The 18574-nt window shown below is 62.1% G+C and carries 18 protein-coding genes and 1 pseudogene; 11 read left to right on the plus strand and 8 right to left on the minus strand.

Annotation, left to right across the window (positions count from 1 at the left end; all coding sequences use genetic code 11):
• The first annotated feature begins 20 nt into the window (after positions 1 to 20).
• Entirely contained in the window at positions 21 to 866 is an 846-nt protein-coding gene (locus tag F6X39_RS03745; protein ID WP_187615712.1) for a GNAT family N-acetyltransferase, read from the plus strand.
• A 132-nt stretch (positions 867 to 998) separates the two neighbouring features.
• Here the strand turns inward: F6X39_RS03745 and F6X39_RS03750 are convergent, their stop codons facing one another.
• On the minus strand, positions 999 to 1895 hold the full coding sequence (locus F6X39_RS03750; RefSeq protein WP_410449875.1) for a LysR substrate-binding domain-containing protein: 897 nt from the start codon (positions 1893 to 1895) through the stop codon (positions 999 to 1001).
• A gap of 179 nt (positions 1896 to 2074) precedes the next feature.
• On the opposite strand from F6X39_RS03750, the gene F6X39_RS03755 reads away from it, so the two are divergent.
• The 3 genes from F6X39_RS03755 (at position 2075) to F6X39_RS03765 (ending at position 6367) form a co-directional block, all read left to right on the plus strand.
• Positions 2075 to 3241: a mandelate racemase/muconate lactonizing enzyme family protein gene (locus tag F6X39_RS03755; protein ID WP_090810943.1), complete on the plus strand. Its 1167-nt coding sequence runs from the start codon at positions 2075 to 2077 to the stop codon at positions 3239 to 3241.
• A 146-nt stretch (positions 3242 to 3387) separates the two neighbouring features.
• Entirely contained in the window at positions 3388 to 4758 is a 1371-nt protein-coding gene (locus tag F6X39_RS03760) for a dicarboxylate/amino acid:cation symporter (RefSeq protein WP_187615609.1), read from the plus strand.
• A gap of 61 nt (positions 4759 to 4819) precedes the next feature.
• Positions 4820 to 6367 (plus strand): methyl-accepting chemotaxis protein, encoded by a 1548-nt coding sequence (locus F6X39_RS03765; RefSeq protein WP_187615610.1) that lies wholly within the window; start codon positions 4820 to 4822, stop codon positions 6365 to 6367.
• 34 nt (positions 6368 to 6401) lie between these two features.
• Here the strand turns inward: F6X39_RS03765 and F6X39_RS03770 are convergent, their stop codons facing one another.
• The 5 genes from F6X39_RS03770 to F6X39_RS37305 form a co-directional block, all read right to left on the minus strand.
• On the minus strand, positions 6402 to 7925 hold the full coding sequence (locus tag F6X39_RS03770; RefSeq protein WP_187615611.1) for an ATP-binding cassette domain-containing protein: 1524 nt from the start codon (positions 7923 to 7925) through the stop codon (positions 6402 to 6404).
• Entirely contained in the window at positions 7922 to 8848 is a 927-nt protein-coding gene (locus F6X39_RS03775) for a branched-chain amino acid ABC transporter permease (RefSeq protein ID WP_184024032.1), read from the minus strand. Before F6X39_RS03775 ends, F6X39_RS03770 begins: the two co-directional genes overlap by 4 nt.
• 23 nt (positions 8849 to 8871) lie before the next feature.
• Positions 8872 to 9747, minus strand: coding sequence for a branched-chain amino acid ABC transporter permease (locus tag F6X39_RS03780; RefSeq protein ID WP_187615612.1), 876 nt, complete (start codon positions 9745 to 9747; stop codon positions 8872 to 8874).
• Positions 9748 to 9838: 91 nt separating this feature from the next.
• Positions 9839 to 11104, minus strand: a complete 1266-nt coding sequence (locus tag F6X39_RS03785) for an ABC transporter substrate-binding protein (RefSeq protein WP_187615613.1) — start codon at positions 11102 to 11104, stop codon at positions 9839 to 9841.
• A 138-nt stretch (positions 11105 to 11242) separates the two neighbouring features.
• The gene (locus tag F6X39_RS37305; protein WP_316251650.1) at positions 11243 to 11548 is read right to left on the minus strand and encodes a hypothetical protein; all 306 of its coding nucleotides are present in this window, start codon (positions 11546 to 11548) and stop codon (positions 11243 to 11245) included.
• Here F6X39_RS37305 and F6X39_RS03790 point away from each other — a divergent pair.
• The 5 genes from F6X39_RS03790 (at position 11480) to F6X39_RS36505 (ending at position 15388) form a co-directional block, all read left to right on the plus strand.
• Complete coding sequence (locus F6X39_RS03790; RefSeq protein WP_316251649.1) at positions 11480 to 12196, plus strand: phosphatidylinositol-specific phospholipase C domain-containing protein; 717 nt, start codon at positions 11480 to 11482, stop codon at positions 12194 to 12196. The genes F6X39_RS37305 and F6X39_RS03790 overlap by 69 nt on opposite strands.
• A 1442-nt stretch (positions 12197 to 13638) precedes the next feature.
• On the plus strand, positions 13639 to 14382 hold the full coding sequence (gene phbB, locus F6X39_RS03795) for an acetoacetyl-CoA reductase (protein WP_184069596.1): 744 nt from the start codon (positions 13639 to 13641) through the stop codon (positions 14380 to 14382).
• A 94-nt stretch (positions 14383 to 14476) separates the two neighbouring features.
• Complete coding sequence (locus F6X39_RS03800; RefSeq protein ID WP_187615615.1) at positions 14477 to 14635, plus strand: hypothetical protein; 159 nt, start codon at positions 14477 to 14479, stop codon at positions 14633 to 14635.
• Between the two features lie 50 nt (positions 14636 to 14685).
• Positions 14686 to 14952: a hypothetical protein gene (locus F6X39_RS03805; protein WP_187615616.1), complete on the plus strand. Its 267-nt coding sequence runs from the start codon at positions 14686 to 14688 to the stop codon at positions 14950 to 14952.
• 181 nt (positions 14953 to 15133) lie between these two features.
• Positions 15134 to 15388, plus strand: coding sequence for a hypothetical protein (locus tag F6X39_RS36505; RefSeq protein ID WP_262413268.1), 255 nt, complete (start codon positions 15134 to 15136; stop codon positions 15386 to 15388).
• A 119-nt stretch (positions 15389 to 15507) separates the two neighbouring features.
• On the opposite strand, the gene F6X39_RS03810 is transcribed toward F6X39_RS36505, so the two are convergent.
• On the minus strand, positions 15508 to 15885 hold the full coding sequence (locus F6X39_RS03810) for a DUF3022 domain-containing protein (protein WP_187615617.1): 378 nt from the start codon (positions 15883 to 15885) through the stop codon (positions 15508 to 15510).
• Between the two features lie 261 nt (positions 15886 to 16146).
• Here F6X39_RS03810 and F6X39_RS03815 point away from each other — a divergent pair.
• Positions 16147 to 16652 (plus strand): annotated as a pseudogene (locus tag F6X39_RS03815) (ABC transporter ATP-binding protein); the annotation flags it as partial.
• A 44-nt stretch (positions 16653 to 16696) separates the two neighbouring features.
• On the opposite strand, the gene F6X39_RS03820 reads toward F6X39_RS03815, so the two are convergent.
• Entirely contained in the window at positions 16697 to 17560 is an 864-nt protein-coding gene (locus F6X39_RS03820) for an alpha/beta fold hydrolase (RefSeq protein WP_187615618.1), read from the minus strand.
• 108 nt (positions 17561 to 17668) lie between these two features.
• Between F6X39_RS03820 and F6X39_RS03825 the strand changes: the two genes are divergently transcribed.
• Positions 17669 to 18520 carry a LysR substrate-binding domain-containing protein gene (locus F6X39_RS03825; RefSeq protein ID WP_184069590.1) on the plus strand — a complete coding sequence of 284 codons (852 nt, stop codon included), beginning with the start codon at positions 17669 to 17671 and terminating at the stop codon, positions 18518 to 18520.
• The last annotated feature ends 54 nt before the right edge of the window (positions 18521 to 18574 follow it).

Consider the following 18574-nt stretch of genomic DNA (forward strand, 5'->3'; position numbering starts at 1 on the left):
TCACGTTGATGCATCTGATCATGGATGATCGTGACGATTTCCTTGTGCGCAACATGGCGTTCCGCGAGGTCGATCTGGCGGTCGAATGGGCTGCGGCAGAGGGGTGGAATCCGGGCCTCGACGACGCGAGGTGCTTCTGGAATGCAGACCCCAATGGCTTTTTCGTCGGTACCTGGCGCGGGGAGCCGGTGGCATGTATCTCGGCAGTCGCCTACGATGAGCGCTTCGGTTTCATTGGCCTCTACATCGTCAAGCCGGCGTTTCGCGCCAGGGGTTTCGGTCTGCGCACCTGGCAGCACGCGATGCGCTATCTGGGAGATCGTACGATCGGCCTCGATGGTGTCGTTGCCCAGCAGCAGAACTATAAAAAATCCGGCTTCCAGCCCGCCTATCGCAACATCCGCTTCCAGGGCGTCGTGCAAGCGGCGTCGACGCCAAACCTGACGAACGCGCGGGAGGTACCCTTCGCGCAACTGGTTGCCTACGACAGCGCATGTTTTTCGACCGCCCGTCCCCGCTTCCTGGCGGACTGGATCGCGCAACCACAGGCGCTGGCTCTGGCGGATGTGCGCAACACTCAGATAAGGGGGTACGGCGTGCTGCGCCGTTGCGGGACCGGCTACAAGATCGGTCCGCTCTTTGCCGACGACGCACGGATCGCCAACGATCTGTTCGACGGACTGGTCGCGAGCGTCGCAGGCGAAGTCATCGCGTTCGACGTGCCGGAGGTCAACGCGGCCGCCGTAGCGCTCGCTGAACGCTACGGCATGGTTAGCGCGTTCGAAACGGCGCGAATGTACACTCGCGCCCCGCCGGCCATTCCCGTGCAACGCGTGTTCGGGGTGAGTTCGTTCGAACTAGGTTGACTGCAAAGATCGAGCCGTTGGAAACAACCGGCGGTGATGCGCTAGACCTCCACTACGATCCGAGCGGTCCGCCCCGAAAGGGAACGATCATCGCGGCGGTTTTTCACGAGCGCTGTCCTCGCGACATGAACGTCACTTTCGCGAGACTCTCTTCTTCCTTTCCGGAACTTCGACGGTGGCGTCGACCGGTGTGAACGGTGCGTGAAAATGATCGACGAGGAAGTCGATGAAGGCGCGCGCCCGCGCGGTCTGATTGCGCTGCCTGGGGTAATAGACGAACAGGTCCGCGGACGGCAGCACGGTATTCGGCAGCACCCGCTTAAGGCGCCCGCTCTGTACATACTTGGCCAGATCCCATTCAGAGCGAATCAGAATCCCATGACCGTCGAGCGCCCACCGAAGGGCAATGTCGCCGTCATTGCTCGATAGCGCGCCTTTCACCTTGATCGCCTCGATGTGGTCGTTCACGATGTAGCGCCACACGCCATAAGCGTCATCGTTCTGCCGATGAATGATGCAGCGATGCTGGTGCAGGTCCTCCACCCGCTCGGGCGTTCCAAAACGTTCCAGATATTTCGGGGACGCGCAAAGAAAGCGGCGATTGCTCATGATGCGCCTCGCGCTCAGACGACTGTCGGGTAGCTCGCCGAACCGTATCGCCATGTCGAACGCCCCTTCGACGAGATCGACCGGCCGGTCTGTCACCTCGAACTGAACTTCGACATTCGGAAAACGCTTTGCGAAGTCGGAGACGAGCGGCGCGATGGTCGTCCTGCCAAAACCGAGCGTCGCGTTGATGCGCAACGGCCCATGCGGATCGCGTCTGGCGCCGGATATGGCCTCCTCCATCTCGCGGACCTGCCCGACGATCTGGGACGCATAGCGCAGATAGGTCTCGCCCTCGGGTGTCAGGCTGACGCTGCGCGTGGTCCGGTTGACCAGACGCGCGCCGAGCCGCTGCTCGATGATCCCCAGCCGCTTCGTCGCCGCTGGCGGACTCAGATCGAGCGCCCGGGCGGCGCCGGACATGCTCCTGAGTTTCGCCAGGAGAATGAAGAACTCAAAGTCGGATGCGGGAGCAGTACTCACTTTTGGTGAAATATGTAGTGAACGTAAGTGAATTCTAGCAAGCTCTTTCGCGGCTAAGCTATGCAACACATTGAAGCCGGGGTGGCTCAATAACTGTTCAAATCTCTGGAGACAGTGGCGTGAGAATCGTTGAAATCCGCGAAAAAACCGTTCCGATCAGTTCCCCGATCCGGAACGCCTACATCGACTTCAGCAAAATGACCTTGAGTCTCGTCGCGGTCGTCACGGACGTCATTCGCGACGGCAAGCCGGTGATCGGCTACGGCTTCAACTCGAACGGCCGTTACGGCCAGGGCAAGCTGATGCGCGAGCGCTTCATTCCGCGCCTGCTCGAGGCCGCCCCTGCCTCGCTGGTCGACGACTCCGGCGACAACCTCGATCCCCACAAGATCTGGGCGACGATGTTCATCAACGAGAAGCCCGGTGGCCACGGTGAGCGGTCCGTCGCCATCGGCACGATCGACATGGCCGTCTGGGACGCGGTGGCGAAAATCGCGGGCAAACCGCTGTTTCAGCTCCTCGCGCAACGGTATGGCAATGGCGAGGCCAACCGCAAGATCTTCGTCTACGCGGCGGGCGGCTACTACTATCCGGGCCAGGACCACGAAAAGCTCAAGGATGAGATGCGCAGCTACATTGACCGGGGCTACACGGTCGTGAAGAAGAAAATCGGCGGTGCCTCGCTCGACGAAGACCTGCGACGCATCGACTCGATCCTCAGCGTGCTGCAGGACGGCCAGAAGCTCGCGGTCGATGCCAATGGCCGCTTCGACCTCGATACGGCGATCAGGTATGCGAAGGCCCTGTCGCAGTACGACCTGTTCTGGTACGAAGAGGCGGGCGACCCGCTCGACTTCGAGTTGCAGGCGACGCTGCGCAACTACTATGACAAGCCGATGGCAACTGGCGAAAACCTGTTCTCGATGCAGGATGCTCGCAACCTGATCCGCTACGGCGGCATGCGCCCCGATCGCGACTGGCTGCAATTCGATTGCGCGTTGAGCTACGGCCTCGTTGAATATCTGCGAACGCTCGACATGCTGCATCAGCATGGCTGGTCGCGCAGCCGTTGCATTCCCCACGGCGGGCACCAGATGTCGCTGAACATCGCGGCGGGCCTCGGACTTGGCGGCAACGAATCGTACCCGGACCTGTTCCAGCCATACGGCGGCTTCCCCGACGGCGTTCGCGTCGAGAACGGATATATCACGATGCCGGAGCTGCCCGGCATCGGCTTCGAAGGCAAATCCGACCTCATCGCCGAGATGCGCAAGTTGGCTGAATAACGCGCGCGCGCAACGGCACCGACCAACATTCCCGGTTGAATGGTTCATACAAAGACGGAACGAAGCCGGCTCAATGCGGCCTTTCCACGCTGCTGCGTGGGAGGGCCGCATTTTCCCTTTGAAGACGCCGTGCACAGGAGACAGACATGCCAGTATCGAAAGTAAGAAGAGCACTTTCCAAGCTGTACGTTCAGGTCCTCATCGGGATCGTGGCCGGTGTCCTGCTCGGCCACTTCTACCCCGAGCTCGCCTCGCAGATGAAACCGCTGGGCGACCTGTTCATCAAGCTGATCCGGATGCTGCTTGCACCGATCATCTTTGCATCGGTCGTGGTCGGGATTGCGCGCATGAACGACCTTCATCAAGCGGGCCGGGTTGGCGTGAAAGCCCTCCTGTATTTCGAACTGGCGTCGACCATTGCGCTCATAGCGGGAATGGTGGTCGTCAATGTCATCAAACCCGGCAGCGGAATGAACATCGATCCCTCGCAGATCGATGCCGCTGCGATTTCGACCTACACGCACGCGGCGCAGCAACACGGCATGCTCGAGTTCTTCATGAGCATCGTTCCGAATAGCATCGTCGGGGCATTCGCCAAAGGCGAGATGCTTCCCATCATTTTCTTTTCAGTCCTGCTCGCCATCTCGCTGGCAAAGCTCGGCCCTCGTGCCGCGCCATTCGTCGACATGCTCGACATGTTCCTTCAAGGAATGTTCGGCGTCGTGCGAATCGTCATGTACGTTGCTCCGATCGGCGCGTTCGGGGGCATGGCCTTCACCATCGGCAAATACGGCATCGGCACCTTGGCATCGTTCGGCGAGTTGATGCTTTGTCTGTATCTGACTTCGTTCTTCTTCGTGTTCGTCGTGCTCGGCCTCGTCATGAAAATGTGCGGGCTATCGCTGTGGAAGTTTCTCCGCTACATCAGGGACGAGATTCTGATTACGCTCGGCACGGCGTCGACGGAAGCGGTGTTGCCGCAGATGCTGATCAAGATGGAGGCGATGGGCTGCGCTCGCCCAGTGGTCGGCATGGTCTTGCCCACCGGCTACACGTTCAACGCCGATGGAACGGCGATTTATCTGACGATGGCGGCCTTGTTCATCGCCCAGGCGATGAACGTCCACCTGAGCATCTGGGACCAGTTGCTCGTGCTCGGCGTACTGCTGCTCACGTCGAAGGGCTCTGCGGGTGTGGCCGGGGCGGGATTCGTCGCACTGGCCGCGACGCTCGCCTCGATGCACAAGATTCCCGTGGAAGGCCTCGTGCTGCTGCTCGGCGTGGACCGCTTTCTCAACGAGGCGCGTGCAGTCACGAACCTGATCGGCAATGGCGTTGCCACCGTCGTCGTCGCTCGCTGGGAGGGGCAACTCGACAGGAAGCTGGCGCGCGCGGTGCTGGATCGCGACAATACGCCTCACTTCCACACACCTGGTCCTGTCGCGCAACCGGCGATCCCGCCGGCACCGACGACCGAAGCCGCCGCGGTTCTCGACGGCTCGCCGAATCATCGCTAGAACTGGACTTTTCCGGGTCGGTGCCGTTAATGCAGAGATATCTCACTCCACCGAATTCAGCATGAAACTGACCATCAAGTTCCGACTTCTCGCCACACTCACCTTGCTCGGGTTCCTGCTGATGGTGACCGGCGTGCTGGGGATCGCCGGCATGCGTGGTTCAAACCATGCCGTTGCGCAGGCGTACACCAACGACGTGGCTGCCGCAACCGCGCTCGGCAGGTCCAACCTGAACCTGACGATAGTGCGTACCACGCTCGACCGCGTGCTGCTGCACCCGGAAGCAGCGGACAGAGCCGCGCTCATCGATAAGGCGCGCAACTATCTTGCGGTCTCCGACAAGGCCTGGAAAGAGTACCGCGCACTGCCCGTTTCCGAGGCCGAGGCGGCCTTGTCGAAGGCCGTGGCCGACGCCCGGGAAGCGATGCTGCATGGCGCACTCGAGCCGATGATGGACGCGCTGAGCCGTGGCGACCATGAAGCCGCCGACCACGATGCGATGGTCGTGATGCCACCGCTGTCGGCGGCTCTCACGCAGAAAGCCGCGGCTCTGGACAAGTTTCGCAACGAGCAGGGCAATGTGCGTTACAAGACGGCACAGGACCGGTATGACACCCTCGTGACAATTACCGGAATCGCGATCGCCGTCGGTCTTCTGACCTGCGTCACCTGCGGTTTCACGCTGCTTCGCGCCATCGCGCGCCCGATCGATATGACGGTGCGCCATGTCGAGCGACTCGCTCAGGGTGACATGTCGCAGCAATTGCGCTTCGACAGTGATGACGAAATGGGTCGCCTCGTCAGAAGCGTCGGGCAGATGCAGAAGGACATCGGCACGATGATCGAACAGATCGCGCGCGGCAGCGAGTCGATCGCATCCGCGACCCAGCAGATCTCGGCCGGCAACGCGGACCTGTCGGCGCGCACTGAGACGCAGGCGGCGTCCATCGAGGAAACGGCGGCGAGCATGGAGCAACTCACCAATGCCGTCACGGAGAACGCCGCGCACGCGCGTGAGGCGCGCGAGCTGGCCGACGCGACGAAGTCGACGGCCGGTGCGGGTGCGGACGTGGTGCGTCAGGTCATCGCCGCGATGAGCGACATTCACGACGGTGCGAAGAGGATGGGCGAGATCATTGGCGTGATCGAAGGCATCGCCTTTCAAACCAACATCCTTGCGTTGAATGCGGCTGTCGAGGCTGCTCGCGCCGGAGAGGAAGGACGTGGCTTTGCCGTCGTCGCTGGCGAGGTGCGCAATCTCGCCCAGCGCTCAGCGACAGCGGCGAAGGAAATCAAGGAGCTTATCGACGCCTCGACGGCCCGCGTCGCGGACGGTTCGCGCCTGGTCGGTCGGGCCGGTGAGACCATGGGCGAAGTACAGACGGCCGTCAGCCGCGTCACGTCGATCATGAGCGACATCGCGACGGCCTCGGCCGAACAGAGCGATGGCATCGAGGAAGTCAATCGGGCGATTACGCAGATGGACCAGATGTCGCAGCAAAATGCCGCGCTGGTCGAGCAGGCAGCCGCGGCGGCCGCGTCGCTGACCGAGCAGACCGGTCTGTTGACGAGGGCGGCGGGTCGATTTCGCTTTGCGTCCCTGTCCTGATGCCGCGCTATGGGCTCGCCTGCCGCTGCTGGCCTTAGCTGCGCGCGTCGCCGGAGGTCGTGGCGTCGGGCTCACCGGTAGGCGCCGCCTCGAGAAAGCCGCGCCCCATCTCAGCCTCGAAGCGCGAAGCGCTGCCCTCCCAGATGATGCGTGCATGTTCGAGCACGTAGACACGGTCCGCATGCGGCAGCGCAAACCTGACGTTCTGCTCGCCCAGCAGTACGGTAATGGGCGTGGACTTTTGCAGCGAATCCAGCGCTTTCGACAATTGCTCGAGAATCACGGGCGCGAGCCCCAGTGTCGGTTCGTCGAGAATCAGCAGCTTCGGCTGGGTCATCAGCGCGCGCGCGATCGCGAGCATTTGCTGCTCGCCGCCGGAAAGCGTGCGCGCGGTTTGGCCCTGGCGCGATTTGAGGATCGGAAAGAGATCGAACAGCCACGACAGCTGTTTGACGCGCACCGTATCGGCGAGATGATATCCGCCGAGTTCGAGATTCTCGCGTACTGTCATGTCGCCGAATAGCTCGCGCGTTTCCGGGCATTGCACGAGGCCGGCGCGCGAGATCGCGGCACCGCTGCTGCCGCGCAGATCGCGCCCGTCGAAGCGAATCGTCCCCTTGTACGGCACGAGGCCCGAGAGCGCGTTGAAAAGCGTCGTCTTGCCCGCGCCGTTCAGACCGACAACCGATACGAACTCGCCCTCGCGCACCTGCAGACTGACGTCGTCGAGTGCGCACGCCTTGTCGTAAAGCACACGCACACCGGTCACCTCGAGGATCGTGGGCCTGGCAATGCCCGCGGCTGCGGTGCGCTGGCGCAACTCCAGCTTGCTGCCCAGATAGACCCGGCGCACCGTCTCGTTCTGCATCACTTGTTCGGCGGTGCCCTCGGCGACATGCTCGCCAAGGTACATCGCGAGCACGCGGTCGGCGAGTGCGGACAGACTTTTGACGTTGTGATCGACCAGCAGCACCGCGCGGCCTTCGGCGCGAAAACCGCGAATCAGCTCGGAAAACGCCTCCGATTCCGCCACCGTCAGTCCCGCGAACGGCTCGTCCACCAGCACGACCTGCGGGTCGCGCGCAATCGCTTTGGCCATCTCCATGCGGCGCAGATCCGCAAATGGCAGTGTCGCGGGATGCCGATGCATGACGGCGGCAAGACCCACACGCGAGGCAATTTCCTGCGCGCGCTGGTGCACGTGCGGTTCGGCGGCCAGCTTGACGAGCGAATCAGGAAGCAGCGCGAGCTTGATGTGTTCCAGCACCGTCTGCCGATGGAGCGGCCGCGAATGCTGAAACACGATGCCCACGCCCGCGCGCGCGATCCGGTGCGGCGCCCAGCCGGCCATCTCCACGCCGTTCACCTTGACCGACCCCGCGTTGGGCCGCTCGATGCCCATGATCAGCTTCATGACGGTGGACTTGCCCGAGCCGTTTGGTCCGATCAGGCCCAGAATCTCGCCGGGCCGGATGTCGAAGCCGATATCCTTCACGGCGACGAGACCGCCGAAGCGCTTGGTCAGTCCGCGTACGGAGAGCAGCGGCGTGTCGTTCATTGGCGCTCCCTCGCACGCAGCAGATTGCCGAGCAGACCGTCTGGAAAGAACAGCAGCGCCGCGAGCGCGACCGCCGCGACGACGAATGTGTTGAGCTGGCCGAGCGGGCGCAGAAACTCGCCGGCGACGATCAGGAAGATCGAGCCGAGCACCGCGCCGAGTATCGTGCGGCGTCCGCCGAGCACGGCCGCGATGATGATCTGTACTCCCACGCTGAGATCCACCACCGTGCTCACGGAGGCCGTGCCCTGGTAGAACACCAGCATCGCGCCGGCCACGCCGGAGAAAACGGCGCTGATGCAAAAGGCCACGAGCTTGTGTCGCGTGACATTGAAACCCAGCGCCTGCGCGCCGGTCGCGTCCTGGCCGCTTGCCTGCAGGATCAGACCGACTGCCGAACGCGACAGGCCGAACAGCAGGACGGCGCAAACGATCAGGAACGCGAGCGCGATCCAGTAGTTATGGCTCGCATCGACCGACATCACGTCCGGCACCATCATGCCGATCTCGCCGCCAGTTATGCCCGCAAAGATCACGATGGCGTTCTGCAGCAGCAGCACGGCCACGAGCGTAACCAGCCCGAAGTAAGGACCGCGCAACCGCAGCGCGGGCACCGCCAGCAGCAGGCCGCCCACCAGCGCGACGCCGCCGCCAGCGAGCACGCAAACGGGTATGGGCAGACCCCATCTGGCGTCGAGGATCGCGGCCGAATAGGCGCCGAGTCCGATCAGGAACGTCGGCCCGAAGTTGACCTCGCCGGCAAAGCCGAACAACAGGTCCCACGACATGGCGAACACGCCGAAGTAATACGCAACCGTGAGCACGCCGAGGATGTAGCCCGAAAGCCACCACGGCAACGTCGCCGCCATCGCGACGAGCGCAACGGCGATCCATGCGCCACGCGAACGGAGAAGAACGGACATGGGGGTACGCTCCATTCGCACTGTTAGCGGCGTCCCAGGAAGCCCTGGGGTCTTACATACACCACGAGCACCAGCAGCAGCAACGCGGGCAGCGGCCGCAGGGTCGGCGCGATCAGATAGGCCGTAATGGTTTCCAGATAACCGACGACATACGCGGCCATCAGCGAACCGGACACGCTGCCGAGCCCGCCCAGCACCACAATGGAGAATGCGCTGGCCGTGAGCTGCCCCGCATTGTTGGTGCTCACGCCGAGGAACGAAGCGAGCAGCACGCCCGCGATACCGGCCAGCAACCCATAGATGCTCCACGCGAGAAGATAGATTCGGGAGAGTTCGAAACCGAGCAGCGTGAGACCACGAGGGTTCATCGAAGCCGCGAGCAGCGCCTTGCCCGCGCGCGTGCGGTTCACGAACAGCCACAACATGCCGATCACGGCCCAGCAGACCACCGCGATCATGATTTCGTTGAACGGCACGCGCACGCTGCCGACCATCGCCACACCGCTGATCAGCGGGCGCATCGTCACCGGGTTGTCGGTGAAGAGCCACGCCATGCCCTGCTGGATCATGATGCCCCACAGCAGCGTGCCGGTGAGCACGAAGATTTCCTTCTCTTCGCCGGGAATCGCGGCCGAGCGTTGAATGGGCCGCACCACCATCAGGTAGGTGACGAAGGCCGTCACGAGACCCGCCAACACGCCGAGCAGCGTGCCGAGATAGGTGCCAAGTCCCGCCTCGCCCGCGAGCATCCAGCCCATCAGCGCCGCGACCAGCATCACGCCGCCGTGCGCGAGATTCAAGATGCCGGAGACGCCGAAGATCAACGTGAAACCGATCGCGCCCAGCGCGTAGAGGGAACTGATTGCAAAGCCGTCGACGAGAATCTGCAGTAGCAACATGCCCGGCCTTTCATGTTGGTTAAGGTGTCGATGCGTGCGCTGTCCGGGCCTTCGCTACGCGCGGATCCGGACAGTCGCGATCGTCGCGCTGCTAGTTCGCGCTTGCCTGCTGCACCTTCATGAAGGTCGGGAATTTGACCACGCCGTTGGCAATCGACTTGGGCCAGATCGCAACCTGCTTGCCGTTTTGCCATTGCAGGTCGATGCCCGTGATATAGCCGGGCCCGTACTTCAGCGCGTGCGTGAACTGATCGCTCTTGCCGTAGAACTGCCAGCGTCCGATCGTCCCCACGTAGTCGGTTTTCTCGAGTGCGTCGACCATCTGGTCCGGATCGGTCGAGCCCTTGTTGCGCTTGATCGCGTCCGCGAGGATGTAGACGAGGTCGTAGCTCGTGAAGCCGCAATACGCCGGAGAAACGCCGAACTTCTTCTGATACTCATCCGTAAAAGGTACCGTTTTCGGCGTGATCGCCACGCCCGGCGCCGCGGCCGAGGCCGTGATCACGCCTTCCGTCGCGCCGTTCGTGTCCTTCCAGAAGCTCGTGGTCGTGGCCTGCGAGCTTTGGCCCGACATCGGGATCGGCACCTGCTGGTCGTGCCATTGCACGGTCGGCTGCACGCCAACGTGGCTGATGCCGGTGGTGATCGTATCGGGGTGCTTCGCCTCGATCTGGTTGAAGATCGGCGTGAAATCGGAAGTGTCAGGATTGAAGCGGATGTGATCGAGCACCTGAAGTCCCGCTTTGGGCAGGCATTCGAGGTAGCGTTCGTCGAGCGGCTTGGTCCACGCCGCGTCCTCGCTCATGACGACCGTCGTTTTCATCTTGAACTGGCCGACCAGAACGTCGTGTGAGAAGTCGCAGATGGACTGTGCGATGAACGCCGACGTCATCCAGCCGTGGAACGTGTACTTGTAGTGGTCGTAGTCGTCGTGAACGTGCTTCGAAATGTCGTTGCTAGCCGCGCCGGGAGTGATGAAGGGCATCTTCAGGCGTGCCGACCACGGCTCCATCGCGAGCGCCACTTCGCTGATGTAGCTGCCGATCACAGCGACTACCTTGTCCTGAGTCGCCGCGCGCTGGAAGGCGCGCACGCCGTCCGAAGCCGATGAATGGTCGTCGTACGCGACGATCTGGATGGGCCGGCCATCGACGCCACCGCTGGCGTTGATCTGGTCCGCGGCGAGTTGCGCCGCCTTGCTGATCGAAGCGCCCGCCACGGAGGATTCTTCGCTGATCACGCCGATCTTGATCGGCTCTGCCGCCGCATGGGCGCCTGCCGCCAGACCTAGCCCCGCCGCTGCCATCCCCGTCGCGACGACGCAATGAAGGTTTCGCCACACATTGTTCCTGGACATCATGCATCTCCGATTCGAAAGGATCGTTGAGCAACACTTGCCCGCCACATCGCGGCATTTGAAGAATGCGCACACAACAATATTCACGGGCCTCGCAGCGCTCAATCGGTACAAACGATGACCGGGTCCCTACGGATTTCATGGTGCAGAGCGGAAAAATTTTGCCGCCCGCGCCGCCGGACGCGGTTTGTCCATGGTGAGAGCGATGGCTATGGACCGCGAGATTAGCGCCTTCGTCCTCTCGCTCATTCGTGATCCGAAGCATTGTGGCCGCATCGCTTTGCGGGGTTGGTGCGGCGGTTCAATGGACCAACCCGCGCCTACACGGTCGATGACCGGCTCGCGCGCACGCAGCATGCCACGCTCGACGATCAGTTGCACCATGGCGTGCGGGTCCTCGACATCCGCTGCCGCCATGAGCATGATCGCTTCGCGATTCATCATGGCGGCATCTCGCTGGGTCTGACTTTCGACGATGTGGTGCGGACATGCACTCAGTTTCTCGCGCTTCACCGCGGCGAATGTATCGTCATGTCCGTCAAGGACGAATGGCCCGCGCGCGACTGCGCCCGCGCGTTTGCCGCGACCTTCGAATGGTATGTGGAAAGACATGCGGATGTGCGCTGGCGGCTTGCTTCCGGGCGGCCGCGGCTGGAGGCGGTACGCGGGAGCATCGTGCTACTGCGGCGCTTCGCGAGTGAAGAGCCGCTCGGCATCGACCTGACAATCTGGCCCGACAATGCGACGTTCGATATCGACGTCGTGCCGGCGCCATTCACCATTCAGGACGAGTTTCGCGTGCCGGTGCCGAGATCGATCGCTTACAAATGGCGCGCCATCGATTCACTGTTGAACCTCGCCCCCGCTCTGTGCGGCGAGCGGTGGGTCATCAACTTTTGCAGCGGCACGGGGATGGCGGCGGCGCCGGTCGTCGTGGCGTGTGGCGATACACGGCATCGCGGCATTCACGAGCAACTTGCGGAGCGACTCGCGGCTCGTCCGGAACCGTGCGGCACGCTGATGCTCGATTTTTGCGACTGGCAGGACTGGCGCCTCGTCGATGCGTTGATCGACTGCAACTGGAGCCGATAAGGTTTCGCTGCGGGTATGACGTTGCCCGCGAACGTCAGCGTGGTTCCTTGTTTGCCTGAGGCTGCCGCGGTGGCGGTTTCGATTCTTGTCCGCGTTGCGCCGGTTCACGCGTACAGGCGTCCGGCGGCGTGACATAAGGAACGTCGTCGCGGCAACACGCATAGATCGGAAACCCATACGCGTTCGTGCCGACGATGGTCGTTGGCCCGTGCAGCGGGCACACCGCCTTCATGGCGCCCCCTTGAAACTCATCGATCAATCGCTTCCATCTTACGCTCGCGTGCGAACGGTGTTCTATGTGCGCCTGCGTTGCCCTTCGAAACCCGGTCCCGTTCACCGCCGCCGACACTCATTCGCTATGCGTGCCGCGCCGCAGCGTTCGCCATTCTCTACAGCACGCGCCGCGGACGAGCGACGCTGCCTGGGGCAGCCGCCCCCTCGTGCAGCGAGCCGGCCGGGCCCAGGCAGGAGTGTCTGACAGGGTCGGTTGAATTGTCATTTTCTTGCATAACATGCAATGATGCATCCGGTGGTGCTCACTGCAGTGTCCTGTCATTTTCGGCCATTTTCGTGACATTGCTCTGCGAAGCAATCGGAGAGCGCACTCAGCATCGCTGGCCATTCGCGTCCTTCGTTCGGACGTTCAAACGTCGACTTAGCTCGACTATCTCCTCTGACAGCCGACCTTTCGAAATAGGGGTATTTACCTAGCCCTTCTTCTCAAAAATTTAACAATTTGAAGTTAGAATGAACCTTCTAAAATCGATTGTTATGTCATTTCATGACAGTTGAACTACAGGGCGAAGCATCCGGTCAGCGGCACGGCCGGACTGACGAGGGTTATGGCCAACCGATCGGCCACGACCCAATTATGGACACGTGTCGTCATTCGACTGTCGAATACCGACGATCAGAAGTGCGATCCGGGCCGAACTGGTTTTGCGGTGTTTATTTAGTCTTACTTATAACACTTTTGCTCCGGAATCCTCTCCGACCGACATTCAGCACATTCATTGCGCATGTCGTCTCCGGGGCAAGCGGATTCGAAATCAATCCAGGGAGAAGCAATGAGAGACCTTTCGTCCGAAGTTTTGCTGAAATTCTGCCGAACGAATGCGTCGATTTTTCTTTCGCTCGCCAGCGAAGCGTTTGAAGGGCACAGAAACTCGCCGCCCTGAACCGGCAGGCGAGAAACACCATTCGGGGCATCTGGAATCATTGAGCAGTGCGCCGGCGCGGCATATCGCCGCGAGCTGACGCACCCGGCTCCATTCGCGCAATACCACAAGCCTATAAAAACCCGCGCAGTTCAATCAATGCCGCAGCCGTTCCTCCCTCGACGCTGGAGGCGGCAGCGCATTGTGGCAAAGCGATGGCGGGTATGCGAGACGGCCATTGGGTATTCACGATCCTCGCAGACATTACGATCACGGATGGAAAGGATGACGAAACGAATCGTAGTAGTAACGGGCGGCATGGGCGGCCTGGGAGAAGCGATCAGTACGAAACTGCACGACGCAGGGTATGCGGTGGTAGTCACGCACTCGCCGAACAACACCGGTGCGGACAAATGGCTGGCTGACATGGAAACTCAGGGCCGGAGCTTCCGCGCTTACCCGGTCGATGTGGCCGACTACGACTCATGCCAGCGTTGCGCGGACAAGATTCGGGCGGAGGTCGGCCCGGTCGACATCCTGGTCAACAACGCGGGGATCACCCAGGACATGACTCTCAGGAAGATGGACAAGGTGAACTGGGATGCGGTCATTCGCACGAACCTCGATTCGGTCTTCAACATGACCAAGCCGCTGTGCGAAGAGATGGTCGCACGAGGCTGGGGGCGCATCGTCAATATTTCGTCCGTCAACGGTTCAAAAGGCTCGGTCGGCCAGACCAACTACGCCGCGGCCAAGGCCGGCATGCACGGCTTCACCAAGTCGCTAGCACTGGAAGTGGCGCGCAAAGGGGTCACCGTCAACACGATTTCGCCGGGCTACCTGGCCACCAGGATGGTCACCGCGATTCCGCAGGAGATCCTCGATACGAAGGTCCTGCCGCATATCCCGATGGGCCGTCTCGGCAAGCCCGAGGAAGTCGCGGCGCTCGTGCTCTATCTCTGCTCGGACGATGCCGGCTTCGTGACCGGCTCCAATATCGCGATCAACGGCGGCCAGCACATGCAGTAACGCGACACACCGCGCCGGTACGCCCCGGAACATCGGACGAAGCGGCGTGAACCATTCACGCAACACCCCTGTGCTTCCATGAGAGGAACGTGTCATGAGTGAGACCTGGATGGGCCTGATCATTGGCGGCTCGGCCCTCAGCATCGCAATGCTGATGGTGATTGATCACTATCGCCGTGAGCGCAGACGGGCACGACTGCTACGACATCTGGATCATCGTGAGTGGTGGCATCAACCGCGCGGGCGAATGTAGGTGCATCGTCCGTGCCAATAACAAATCAGATACATCGAGAGGGCTGAAGAATGACACCGGAAACCACCGGACAACTAAAGGCCACAGGCCATCAGATTACGGTTCGTGCGAGGCGCGGCTGCATGCGGGTCGCCGCAGTGTGGCAGGTATTGATGCCGGTCGCAGATGCCATCGAGGAGGTACGGATCACGAGCAACCGTAAACGTGACGTCGAAGACATGACGATCGCGTTTGCCGACAGGCTCTCCGGATCGCTGCACACCGTTCTCAGGCAGTTCGAGACGATGCCTTGGGTGGCCGCCGCGGAGCTTTGCTGAACACCGGGGCCGTGCCGCTAGCAATGGGTCGCGTCGCCACGCGACCCCGCGCGCTTCATGCTACCTGGCCCGCCAGGTAGCTGGCGGGCGCGCGCCCCGCATGGGTTGTTTGGCACGAACCGGCCAATTGAAGCCGGACGAATACGACCGGACCCAGCCGGTCACCACCTGAGAGAAGTGGATGAAAACAACAATCAAGAAAAGGCCCCCGGACAGGGAGAGCCCCTATACACCCCTGACCGCTGGAGATGCGATTTCCCATCTCGAACGGATCCTGTCCTCCGATGGCGCGGATTCGTTGTTCAGCCGGACCTACTGGCGCGCGCGTGTTCAGCAGGTGAGCGCTACTCAAGGACTGACTCCGCAGCAGCAGGCAAGGCTCGTGAAGTTGCTCGAGTCGCTCCCGCCCCCGGTCCCGAGCGAAGAATCGTGCTAGGGCCTGTTCACTTTTCGACCTCGCTACATCGTGGAGATTCGGGCGCAACTCGATTGGCAGGCGGCCGCCGGCTCGGACAGCCAATCGCCAGGCCGCGGACGTACGCCGTCCGCGATGGATCAGAGCTGATCGTCGACATCCAGCAGCCGATCCTCCACATGCAACTCTTCGGCGCACTCTCCCCGCAAGGGCAACTCACCGCCTTCCGCTCGGAGTCGATCGCGGACCATTTGGCAGAGGCGTTCGCGCACGAGGATACGTTGTGCCGTGTCCATCTGCGCGTAACGCTGAATCTGCGAATCCGAAAAGTGGAGTGTGAGCACGCATCGCGCATCCAGCGTCGTGTCGCCATGTGACTCGACGACCCAGGAGGCCTGGATGAAGAACGTCCGGCCGTCGTCGTAGCTGCTGATCGCGGGCGCCTTCGGCGACTCGAATAGCGTGGAAAGAGCCAGTTCGATTTCTTCGACGCGCTGGTTCAGATCGATGTCTTTCATTGAAAGTCCTCCTTGTGGTCGAGGGCCCGGTTGCGTGGCATCGGGCGTCGTCGTGACCGCGGGTTCGCTCGACGCTGCGCCCGAGTCGCCCGCTGGCACGACGGCGCTCGCGGGTCCGCTATGCGTGCCGGCTTTGCGCCTGGCCCCGCCGAATTGATGAATCGATGAATACGCCAGCAAGAACTGTGTCCGGCTGCCTCTGGCCGCCCAATGAAGAGGCAGCGCGCTTCGGCTGGAGCCGTCGAAATCGCTGGCGCGTCCCGAAGTGGGCGCGCGGCTCGTGAAGCAAAGCGCGGACTACGACCGTGCCAGCGCGCGCTGGCCGGCATCGGCTGGGTGCCGCAGGAACGCAATATCTTCAAGTCGCTGACGGTCGAAGAGAACCTGACGGCGATCGCCGTGTCCGGTCCGTGGGATCTGGTTCGCATCTATCGGATGTTCCCGCGCCTGCAGGAGCGCCGCGCCAATATGGGCAACCAGCTCTCCGGCGGCGAGCAACAGATGTTGGCCATCGGCCGCGCGCTGATGCTCAATCCCAAGGTGCTGCTGCTCGACGAACCGCTCGAGGGCCTCGCGCCGATTATCGTGCAGGACTTGTCTCGGAGATCATCCGCGAAGGCCTCTCAGTGATTCTGGTCGAGCAGAACGCGCGCAAGGCGCTGGGCATCACGCACAACGCCGTGGTGCTCGAGCGCGGCTCGGTCGTTCATTCGAGTACGGCGGCCGAGTTGCTGGTCCAGGATCACAAGATCGATACCTTGCTGGCCGGGAAAACCAGCGTGCACGCCGAAGCACTCTCCCGTCAACCGGGCTACGCCGCGAAAGTCGCAACCGCCCTGTTGAACGCATCCGGTCTCGCGACATTCATCCCATGCGACGCACCGTCGATCGTTTCGCGTTCGGCAAACTCGATCCACCGTTCGAGCTTGTCGACCGTATTGCGGAACATACGGGGACTTTTCTGGCCGTCGATCAACAACGTACGGCACTTGATATCGCGCGCGGCTTCCGGCGTATAGGCGGGAAGCGGATCGAGCAACTGCTTTGGCAGCGTGAGCGCGTTGTCGAGCGCCATGCGACGAAAGCTCTCCGGGCTTTTGTTCCAGAACCCCGGCATGCTCACCGAGTCGACGAACATTGACAAGCCGGCGTCGAACTCGCCCCGCTCGATCAGTTCCGCGACCCGTGCGCGCAACACGTTGGTCGCTGGCGGCATGAACGCAGGCTGCCCCCTCGGTTCGGTTTGCAGCGGGCCGCCGGGATCGGCTAGCGTCAGCGTTTTCACGAGGCGCGGAAATTCGCGCGCGAGATGGAAAGCCACGCACCCACCCCGCGAGTGACCGACCAGATGAACGGGAGCAAGGTCGAGCGCCGTGATGAATCCGGCAATTTCCTCGACGTGCGCCTCCCAACTGAAGTCGCTGTGTCCAAATGCATCGATCTCGGGCCAGTAATGGCTCAAGCTCGGCGCGAAGCAGCGAAACCGGCCCGACAGGGAGGCCATCTGGGCGTCCCAATAGCGATAATCGCAAAGCGAGCCGTGCACGAACACCATCGGCTCGCCGCGCCCGGACTCGACATACGGTATCGCAAGACTCGATGCGGTGGTCACAAACGATGGCGCGGACGCGCCAAAGGCCGAGGCCAGAATCGATGGGCTGGTACGTGCATTCATCATAGGGCTCCTTTGGCGCCACTATCGAGGGTGTGCTCGCAAAAGAAAATCGCATAATATTGATGGAATCGATCTACTTTTCTGATATCAACCATCATGGCAACGGAAATGAAAGCGCTCGATCTGGACGTGCTGTCCATGATCATCGCGGTCGCGGACGCCGGCACGATCAGTCGCGCGGCGCAGGTCGTGCATCGTTCGCAATCGGCGGTGAGCATGCAGATCAAGACGCTCGAGACGGCGCTCGGCAAGGCGCTTTTCGTGCGCAAGCCTCGCAGCGTGGTGCCGACGCAGGACGGCGAAATGCTGTTGACCTACGCGCGGCGGATGATCGCCCTGCGCGACGAAGCGTGGGCAGCGGTGGTACGGCCCGACGTGACCGGACGCGTGGTGATCGGCGTGCCTGACGACTATGCGACGTCACTGTTCCCGCCGATCCTCAAGAAATTCTCGGCGACCTATCCGAAGGTGGAGATTCAGGTAGTGGGCCTGCCAAGCGTCGCTCTCGAGCCCATGTTGAAAGACGGCACGGTCGATCTCGTCTGCGCGACGCGCGTGAAAGGATTGCACGGCGAGTTCCTGCGTCACGAACCGATGGTCTGGGCCGCCGCGCCAGGCGCGACCGAGATCTGGCGTGAAAGGCCCTTGCCCATCGCCGTGTTTTTGCCCGGCAGCGTCGCGCGGGAGAAAGCCATCCGGAGCCTGGAGCGCGCGCGCATCACGTATCGAACCTCGTATGAAAGTCCGAGTCTGCTGGGTCTGCTGACGATGGCCGAGGCCGGACTCGCGGTGACTCCTTTGGCCAAGTGCGCGGTACCGGCTCACTTCTCGCTGCTGGGAACCGCGAATGGCCTGCCGGAAATCGGCACACTTGAAGTCGTGCTGGCGCGAAGTGCCGCTTCGAAACGGCCTGTGTGCGATTTTCTCGCGGAACGCATTCTCGCCGACCTGAAGAATTAACCCGCAGATCGACGGTTGCGTATCACGCCGCGGCGGACAGTTCCGACGGAGCGT

Source organism: Paraburkholderia sp. UCT2 (assembly GCF_014397665.1).
GTDB lineage: Bacteria > Pseudomonadota > Gammaproteobacteria > Burkholderiales > Burkholderiaceae > Paraburkholderia > Paraburkholderia tuberum.